The following is an 8393-nucleotide window of genomic DNA, read 5'->3' on the forward strand; positions in this document are numbered from 1 at the left end:
GAGAACCGGCGGGCAGGCTCCCGCGACCACCGTCCACAGCCGCGCGGTGACAGCCGAGGCGAGACCCGGCGTCGGCGGCGTGGGCCGGTTCATGAGACAAGTTCCGGGGCGATGATGTCCGACGGCACCAGCCCAGCGGGTATGGCACCGGCACCATGCAGGATCGCGATGTTGCGGGCCACCCTCGCCTCGTCGAAGTGGCCGAGGTGTCCTTCTTCCGGGGTGACGTAGCCGCGCAGCGCTGTCAGCTCGGCGGTGGCGAGGTGGGCCTGCTGGCCCTGCGTCTCCGGCTGTGCCGCGTACGCCTTGCCCGCCTGGTCGGGGTGGCACATGCAGTAGTCCAGCCCGCGTAAAAGTGCCCGGTTGAAGCGGCGGACCACGTCGGCGCGGTTGGTCGCGGTCGCTGTGGAGACGGCCATCGCCGAGCCGTGCAGGTCACCGATCCAGTCAGCGAACGGCAGCACCGACAGGTCCTGCTTCGCGACGGACCGCACCGACTCCACCGCCGGCACGAACTGCGAGATGGCGTCGACTCTTCCTTCGGCGAGCAGCGCCGCGTGCTGGGCCGGCACCGGGTTGCTCACCCATTGAACGCCCGAGGGGTCGAAACCGGCCAGCTGCGCGTACGTCGGGAACAGCACGTGGTTGATGCCGCCCGGCAGGTACGACAACCGCCGGCCCGCCAGATCACCTGGCGTGCGGATGCCCGACGACGCCAACGCGACGAAACACGCCAGGTTCCGCTGGTGCAGCACCGACGTCAGCCGGAAGTCCCTGATACCGCCGGGCGTGCTGGCCTCGATCATCGCGGCGTTCACGTCCAGCGTCGCCACGTCGACCCGCCCGGCCGCCAGCAGCTTCAGATTCTCGCCCGACCCCTTGCCCGGCAGCACCTCCACGGCCAGACCCACGTCACGGAACCAGCCCTGAGCCCGCGCCACCAGCAGCGGAGCCTCCCGCCCCTGGAACCCGGCACCCGTCAACACCTTGACCGTCTGCACAGCGGCGGGGCCGGCAGCGGGCAACCGACCGCAAGCCGAGGCAGCTACCCCGGCCGCGACAGCGGCCCCACCGGCGAGTAGCCGGCGGCGGGTCATCGTACGCACCATCAGAACCTCGCTTACTTAGCAATACATGTTGGGATGCGCTCGCGCACGGAAGGGCGCGGGCGCCAGGAAGCCGCAGCGGGCAGAGCGGGATGGCCTGCCCTCCCGTCCTCGACGACGGGGGACGCCCAGGCATAGGAGGGCAGGCCGCGGTCGAGGTATCCCGCCTCAGCCCCTACGCGAGGACGGCACCTCAACCAGACCGAAAACCTAGATTGCTAAGTAAGCCAAGTCAACACGTGACACTTGACTTACTTGCCAACACAGGTCAGGCGTGATGCGATGGCTCCACCTACGCGAGGAGCCCGCCGTGCCGACCCCCTCCCAGCCCGCAGAGCCGGTCTTCCGCCGGATCATGCGCGACATCGAGTCCGCCATCGCCACCGGCGACCTCAAACCCGGCGACAAGATCCCATCCACAACGGAACTCCGCGAACAGTACGAATGCTCAGCACCCACCGTCCGCCAAGCCCTCGCGCGCCTCCAGGAACGCGGCGTCCTTCAAGGCCACCAAGGCCGAGGCGTCTACGTCACCACAGCACCGAGCTGACCAGGGGCCTGGTGCCCACGTTTGCGAAGCTCCACTTCCGCACCCCGCGAGGGGACCGGTCCAGTGACGGTGGGACCGAGATGGCAGCTGCCCCCGGGCGCGCGCCGCTGGCCGGACATCGCCGGGACGGTTTACACCGGACCGATGTAGTGAGCCTTTTCCAAGCTGATCTTGCAGCTCGGGGCGGGTGCAGCGAGCCCGGAGAGCGATGAGGGCGAGGCTCCAGGTAAGACAGCAGTCGACCAAGATCCGATGCCCCGACCGGGAGCCTCGCCTGTGCTGTCTTACCCCTCCACGATCCCGCTGTCCAGCCGCACCCTCAACCACCTCACCGACCTCATCCGAGCCCACCGCAACCAGCATCGATCCCGATGGCGGCACCTCGACCCGGGCCGCCAGGCGCTACTCGCCCTGGCTCACCTGCGTAACGGCGACACCTACACCCGGCTCGCCGCCGGGTTCGCCGTCGGTGTCGCCACCGCCTGGCGGTACGTCCAGGAAGCGATCGCGCTACTCGCCGCGGTCGCCGAGGACCTGGCCACGGCGATGCGCCGCATCCGACACCTGGCGTACGCGATCCTGGACGGCACGCTGATCCCGATCGACCGCGTGGCGGACCAGAAGCCGTACTACTCCGGCAAACACCGGCGCCATGGCGTGAACGTGCAGGTCATCGCCGACGCCGCCGGCCGGCTCGTCTGGGCCTCCCGGGCACTGCCGGGCTCGGCGCACGACCTCACCGCCGCCCGTGTCCACGGCATCACCCACGCGCTGACCAGCGCTGAGGTGATGACCTTCGCCGACAAGGGCTACCAGGGCGCCCGGGGAAGCGTTCGCACCCCGTTCAAGCGCCACCGCTTCCGGCCGAGGCTGTCACGCCGACAGAAGACGATCAACCGGGGGCACGCGAAAATCCGAGCACGCGGCGAACGGGCCATTGCCACGCTCAAGACCTGGAAGATCCTGACCAAGCTGCGCTGCAGCCCGCACCGCGCCACCGCGATCGTGCAGGCCATCCTCGTCCTGCACCACGTCGAAGCCAATCGCTACACAGGATGAAAACGGCTCAGTGCAGGTCAAGGCCGGACTTATGAACGGAACGCGTGGGGTCCTGCTACCTCAGGCACAGCAGCACAGGCATCCGCGCGAAGCCAGCGAAGTAAGGGCCCGGCTACGGCGGGGTCATCCAACTCGGCCTTCTCCTGAACAGCGGTAAGGTCGGTGGTAAGAAGACCGCGCTCGACCATCTGCGAGAGCGCAGTACTGACCGACTCAAGGACCTGCTGCCATCGCGCCGTCGTGTCCCTGGTCTGGCGAGTGTCCACGGTGATGATCCGCTCGGGTTCCGCTGCCGCCTGCGCGTACTGGTCGATCGCGGCCCGGTCCGAAGCGAGCCTATCGAACGTGAACTCGGATGTCGGCCGTTCCAGCCACTGACGTAGCAGGCCGTCGTCCTCTCGAAGCCAGACGAAGACGACGTTCTCAGGCCACCGCCCGGACATCGGCATGAACGGCGACCGCAGCGAGCCAGGAAGCGGCGTGTGGTGACTGAGTACCCGGCACTCTGGCGGCCGTTGCAGCTTCGCGTCGTATGCAGCTAGGCGATGCTCGGCGCGCGTCATGCCGGAGTGTAGGCCGTATGCCTCCATCGCTAGATCTCGGGTCGTCGTCAACCCGTATCCGAGCGCTGTTCCGATTAGGGATGCGACGTCGTTCACCCACGACTCAATCGTTAGAGCCAGGCAGACAACGCTAATGACTGCGGAATGTGGGAATCGGATCAGCGGACTGCGAGGTGAGCCCACATGGCTGATCGCCCAGTGAGACACGCTGTCCTCCCCAGACCAGCGGGGTCTCCGTCCAACGGCCGGCACCGCATATGCGGCGCGTAGAGCGCTACGCAACGTGGGGTCTTGCCAGACATCATGATGGGTGACCGGCCGTCCGTCGACAGGGCGAATGTCGAGTCGATCGGCGACGTGCAGCCGACATCTGGGCGGCCCTTCGACTGCCGGCCATACAGCGACAGCCCACTCTCCACTCCTCACTGCTGCGCGTACGACAGCACTCGCGCCTTCCCGCCGACCAAGGGCACCTGCCCGTTCCATCGCCTCGGAAAGTCTCTGCTCGAGTTTCTGTAGCCGGTATGCCGCATCGATCAGCTGTTCATCAGGCGGCTTGGGCGGGAGCAGCCCCATACGCCGATGTAGGTACAGTGGATCACGATCACCCGTTTCTCCAGAAACACCCATCTTCAGAAACTCAGCGATCGTCGGCAGCATCGCAAGGGTAGGGTGCGAGCGGCCTTTGCGCCAGTTCCGAACCGTCTCTTCCTCGACTCCAAGGTGGGCGGCAACGGCAGCAGAGGTGGTTTCGCCGAGGTGTGCAAGAAACTCCTCGTAGAATATCGTCCAGCCAGGATCCCGGAACGGCATGACCCTAGGGTAGCTTCCTACCCGCCAGCGGGTCCATAACTCCCTCGCCAGGGCCGTCTCTAGCCCGTAACCTGTAGGCGACAGATCATCATGGCCAGGACGCGGGGCCGAGACTCAACCGGTCTCGCCCGGAGCGTCCTGGACACATAGCTCTGCGCGACGCTCTCCTATGTCGATCTTGCTCGGAGAGTGGACCGTTCCACGCGACACCAAGGAGAAGTAAAGTGAGGGTCATCAACTTCGCCGTCGCAGCACTGGCGCTGACCGGCATGATCGCCCTGCCCGTTCCCTCGGCTGCAGCCACAGACAACAGTTATCCGACTAGCCAGATCCAGTCGCCGGAGAGCGGCGGCGCGAACCTACGTGCCTGTCCTTCCCTGCCGAGTCACGGCACCAGCACCAACGCATGCGGAGTGATCGACTGGCTGCCGAACGGCACGCCCGTGAGGATGGTGTGCTCGACCGACGGCAACGCTCCCATCGAGGGTCTGTCTCCGCGCTGGTTTTGGGTTACCCTGCTCGATGGACTCTACAATGGTTACTCTGGATACGTCTGGTCAGAACTGGTCGCAGGCCAAACCCGAACGAATCAGTGCGACGGCCATCGGTACGACTACGCTCCGGCTGGCCCGAAACTCAGAGTGGAGCCTGGGCAGTCCGCCCCGTCCGGCTTCCGATACGCAATCACGCTGACTGGCTACCCGGCCCACAAGAACATCATCGTCACCTGCCACGACTCCGCAGACCCAGCCGGCTTCTGGACCTTTACCATCACCACCGATGCAGCCGGATCGGCGTACACCGACCGGCAGTGCTGGTCCGGTGCCGGTCCCAACTACTGGGTCACAGCTGACGGCGTCGCCTCATCCGCGATCACTTGGTAACGATGGGCCGCCACAGCTTCAACCCGCTGCCGCCGCGCGTCGCGGTCTACGAGGTTATCACGACCTTCGTGGCCGCGACCGCGGTCGGCCTCGCCGCCCAGTTCAATGGCGACCTGACCGCCCCTGGATGGCTCCTCTACACCATGCTTCTAGCCGCGCCATTGCTGTTCAGCGGCTCGGTCGTCTGGCTAGCCTGCGCCTACAAGCGACACTCCCTCATTGAGGCTGGCCGAGCCGTGAGCAACGGTCGATACAACGTTGAATCACCGCTCTGGCGGTGGCTTGGCATAACCGCGACTCTGGCCTTGATCGCCGTGACCGTGACCGCGACTGCCCTCGCAGTCCGCTCGGATCCAGAATTTAGCTCCGCCTACGATGGTAGAGACCCCGAGGAGTCTGGTTGTGTCGATTCGGCGGTCACAAGTCCGATCGGCAAAGACGGACCCCGAATTCTCGATTCGAACGAACGTGACATCGGCCGACTCGAGATGAGAGCCTCGCCGCTATGCGGAACCGTCTGGGCACGTGCTGAGCTGAACCCGGATGTTGCCCCTGAACTGCGCGGCGGGCAGATAATCCTAGCCGTCTACCGTCCCGCTGACGACGTTCGCAAGAAATACCCGCTGCGACTAAACGGCGGCTCCTACGGATATTCCAACATGATAAGCGCAATCGATACGTGCGTGATCGCGGAGGCGATGTACACCAATGCCGGAAAAGATGGACCCCTAACCCGAACCACCTGCGTCGAAGATCCCTGGTGACCACCGAAGGGTGCGAAGCACCGTGGTGATGCCATGCGGAGCGTGGTGAACTCGGGGCCGCTGCGTAGTCGGTGAGAGCCACCAAAACGGTCAAAGTTTAGGTCATGGCCGTTTCAAGATCATTGTGACCGTGGGTGACGGTTGGTGTGTCGGCGTGTCGAGTAGGGACGAAGCTCCGTTAGGACGAGGTCTTCTCAAGGATCTTGTCCACCCGGAGCTTCGTCATGCCGCATTCTGTCACCCCTACCGTCGATCCGGTGTCCACGCCGGTCGTCGGTGACGTCGCGTCGTCGTGTCACGACCTGCTGGAGCTGTTGATCGCGGTGTCCGACGGCCGGTCGGCACAGGGGCGCGACCATCCGGTCGCGGTCGTCCTGACGCTGGTGGCGGCCGCGACCGTGGCCGGAGCGACCGGCTACACGGCGATCGCGGGCTGGGTCGCCGACGTGCCGTGCGAGATCGTGGACAGCCTCTACGAACGGGTCGCGGCCCGCCCGGCCGGACGGCCGTCCCGGTCGACGATCTGGCGGGTCTGCACCGACGCCGACGCCGACGTGCTCGACGCCGTCATCGCCGAATGGACAACGACACGCCCACGTCAGAGCCGGCGCGCCGACCCAGTTACGCCTGGACGGCAAGACCGTCGGCGGCGCCGTCGACGACGACGGGAACCAGTTGCACCTGCTGTCCGCTCTCGCCGGGGACCCGCGACCGGGAACGGTGGGCGTCGTGCTCGCCCAGGCGCCGACCGACGGCGCCAAGACCACGGAACCGGCCACCGCCCGCGCCCTGCTGCAGACCCTCGACCTGCCAGGCATGACCGTCACCGCGGACGCGTTGCACACCGCCAGGGCGACCGCCGAACTGATCCACCACCGTGGCGGCCAGTTCATGTTCCCGGTCAAGGAGAACCGCCGGACCCTGTTCGACGCCCTCAACACACTGCCCTGGGCCGACACCCCGCCCGACCTGGAAAGCGTCGACATCGGACACGGCCGCCGGACCCGCCGCACGATCCGTGTCCTGCCCGCCCCGCCCGATCTGCCGTTCCCGCACGTCAACCAGGTCTGGCTGATCGAACGCTACGTCACGCACACCGCCACCGGGAAACAGTCCGCCGCCGCGCAGCTCGGCGTCGCCAGCCACACTCCCGACCAGGCCGGCCCCGCCGAACTGGCCGCCTACAACCGCAGTCACTGGGCCATCGAATCGTTGCACTGGATCAGAGACACCTGCTACCGGGAGGACCGGTCGACCACGCGTACCCGGTCCGGGCCCCGGATCCTGGCCTCGCTACGTAACCTCGCGATCAACGCCCTACGCCTGGCCGGCCGAACCGACGTCACGGAAGCCACCAGATGGGCCGCCCGCAACATGACCAGGCCATTCACCATCCTCGACCTCACCAGATGATCTTGAAACGGCCGTGAAGTTTAGGTCGGCGTGCCAGGAGCGGACGGCAACGGCCCCATTATCTCCGGGGTGGGGTTGGTTTGGGGTTGGTGCGGGGTTTGGAACCCCTGACACCGATGAGCAACTGGCCGAGTTGACCGGTCACATCGGCGAGGTCAACGCGGTCGCGGTGCTACCAAAATCAGACAGCCGGCAGCGTATCGTTTCCGGCGGCAGCGACCGTGCGGTATTGGTCTTCGCGCCGAGCACCGCGCAATCCGTGACTTGAGGGGATCAACTGCTGCCAGTAGCAGTAGCCGGCACGGTGGCGTGCCGGCTACTGGGATCGATGCGTTGACGCTGTCAGCCGCCCTCTGCGGACAGGGCCAACCGAGACGGCAGGGTGGCTGCGGCGTACTGGCTTGTTAGGCGGTGAAGCGTTCGCGGCTCGCTTCGCGTACGAAGGACTGCCAGTCCTGGGGGTTGATGCTCAGGACGCCTGCTGTCGGGTTCTTGCTGTCGCGGACGAGGACCCGCCCGGTCGTCGGGAGGAGGTTGGTGGCCACCTCCACGCAGTTGTTGCCGTTGCCGCTGCGGCTGGACTTACGCCACTGGGCACCGGTCTGGTCAGGCTTCACGGAGTGCCTCCAATGCAGAAGTGATCATGATCCTCGAGGACTTCCCGAAACTATTACCGGGCTTTCTCAACGTAATCCGTAAACGCGAAAGATCTCCAACTTCATTACCGTACGTAATGTGGCAGGAAAGTGTTCCAACGATCTGCGGAACCCGGTCTTGAGAACCTTCCAACACTTCAGATGGGCGATCGCGCGTTCGACGGCGGCGCGGAGCCGGTTGAGTGCGGTGTTGCACGCGCGTCGGACCCCGGTCAACTCCCGACCCCGAGGCTTCTTGTACGGACTCACGATGCCGGCACCCTGGTACCCCTTGTCACCGATCATCCCGGGCCCGCCGGGGGCGTAGTGGCCGGCCCACCCGGCGGCGATCCCGGACACGTCGAACGCCTTCCGGTCGTGCATGCCACCCGGACACGGGTCACCCACATCGACCACCCGCCCGGCGAGATTGGCCACCACCTGCACGTTCTGCCCACAGAAGCCCTTCTTCTCGGAGAACAGCCCGTCGACGTCGTCGCGTTCCCCGACCGGCGCGACCAGACCATCGACCAGGACCGCGTCCCGGCGGGCCTGGTCACGGACCTGCTCGTACAGCGGGGTCAACACCACGTCCACCAGCGGCTC

The 8393-nt window shown here is 66.1% G+C and carries 8 protein-coding genes and 2 pseudogenes; 6 read left to right on the forward strand and 4 right to left on the reverse strand.

Features of this window, described 5'->3' with window-relative positions; all coding sequences use genetic code 11:
* Nucleotides 1-89: 89 nt before the first annotated feature.
* Nucleotides 90-1109 (reverse strand): ABC transporter substrate-binding protein, encoded by a 1020-nt coding sequence (locus ACN27J_RS33035; RefSeq protein WP_421372058.1) that lies wholly within the window; start codon nucleotides 1107-1109, stop codon nucleotides 90-92.
* Nucleotides 1110-1416: 307 nt separating this feature from the next.
* Here ACN27J_RS33035 and ACN27J_RS33040 point away from each other — a divergent pair, with 307 nt between their 5' ends.
* Entirely contained in the window at nucleotides 1417-1656 is a 240-nt protein-coding gene (locus ACN27J_RS33040; protein WP_421362022.1) for a winged helix-turn-helix domain-containing protein, read from the forward strand.
* Between the two features lie 276 nt (nucleotides 1657-1932).
* A complete protein-coding gene (locus ACN27J_RS33045) occupies nucleotides 1933-2715 on the forward strand; it encodes a transposase family protein (RefSeq protein ID WP_421362024.1) in 783 nt (260 codons plus the stop codon).
* 29 nt (nucleotides 2716-2744) lie between these two features.
* On the opposite strand, the gene ACN27J_RS33050 is transcribed toward ACN27J_RS33045, so the two are convergent.
* Nucleotides 2745-3278 carry a hypothetical protein gene (locus ACN27J_RS33050; protein WP_421362026.1) on the reverse strand — a complete coding sequence of 178 codons (534 nt, stop codon included), beginning with the start codon at nucleotides 3276-3278 and terminating at the stop codon, nucleotides 2745-2747.
* 1037 nt (nucleotides 3279-4315) lie between these two features.
* Here ACN27J_RS33050 and ACN27J_RS33055 point away from each other — a divergent pair.
* The 4 genes and pseudogenes from ACN27J_RS33055 to ACN27J_RS33070 all read left to right on the forward strand — a co-directional run.
* The gene (locus ACN27J_RS33055; RefSeq protein WP_421362028.1) at nucleotides 4316-4975 is read left to right on the forward strand and encodes an SH3 domain-containing protein; all 660 of its coding nucleotides are present in this window, start codon (nucleotides 4316-4318) and stop codon (nucleotides 4973-4975) included.
* A gap of 2 nt (nucleotides 4976-4977) precedes the next feature.
* Nucleotides 4978-5739 (forward strand): hypothetical protein, encoded by a 762-nt coding sequence (locus ACN27J_RS33060; RefSeq protein WP_421362030.1) that lies wholly within the window; start codon nucleotides 4978-4980, stop codon nucleotides 5737-5739.
* Between the two features lie 224 nt (nucleotides 5740-5963).
* A pseudogene (locus ACN27J_RS33065) lies at nucleotides 5964-6263 on the forward strand (transposase family protein); the annotation flags it as partial.
* A gap of 100 nt (nucleotides 6264-6363) precedes the next feature.
* Nucleotides 6364-7152 (forward strand): annotated as a pseudogene (locus tag ACN27J_RS33070) (ISAs1 family transposase); the annotation flags it as partial.
* A 404-nt stretch (nucleotides 7153-7556) separates the two neighbouring features.
* Here ACN27J_RS33070 and ACN27J_RS33075 read toward each other — a convergent pair.
* Complete coding sequence (locus ACN27J_RS33075) at nucleotides 7557-7769, reverse strand: DUF397 domain-containing protein (protein WP_421362032.1); 213 nt, start codon at nucleotides 7767-7769, stop codon at nucleotides 7557-7559.
* 66 nt (nucleotides 7770-7835) lie between these two features.
* Nucleotides 7836-8393, reverse strand: a 558-nt coding sequence (locus ACN27J_RS33080; protein ID WP_421372716.1) for a transposase family protein, incomplete at its 5' end; no start/stop codon positions are given.

The sequence above is a fragment of the Solwaraspora sp. WMMB762 genome (assembly GCF_049179115.1).
Taxonomy (GTDB): domain Bacteria; phylum Actinomycetota; class Actinomycetes; order Mycobacteriales; family Micromonosporaceae; genus Micromonospora_E.

What these genes read in the sequence shown, in the direction of transcription:
- ACN27J_RS33035 (WP_421372058.1), bottom strand. Translation starts at nt 1,109, where the DNA reads ATGGTGCGTACGATGACCCGCCGCCGGCTACTCGCCGGTGGGGCCGCT.
- ACN27J_RS33050 (WP_421362026.1), bottom strand. Translation starts at nt 3,278, where the DNA reads ATGACGCGCGCCGAGCATCGCCTAGCTGCATACGACGCGAAGCTGCAA.
- ACN27J_RS33060 (WP_421362030.1), top strand. Translation starts at nt 4,978, where the DNA reads ATGGGCCGCCACAGCTTCAACCCGCTGCCGCCGCGCGTCGCGGTCTAC.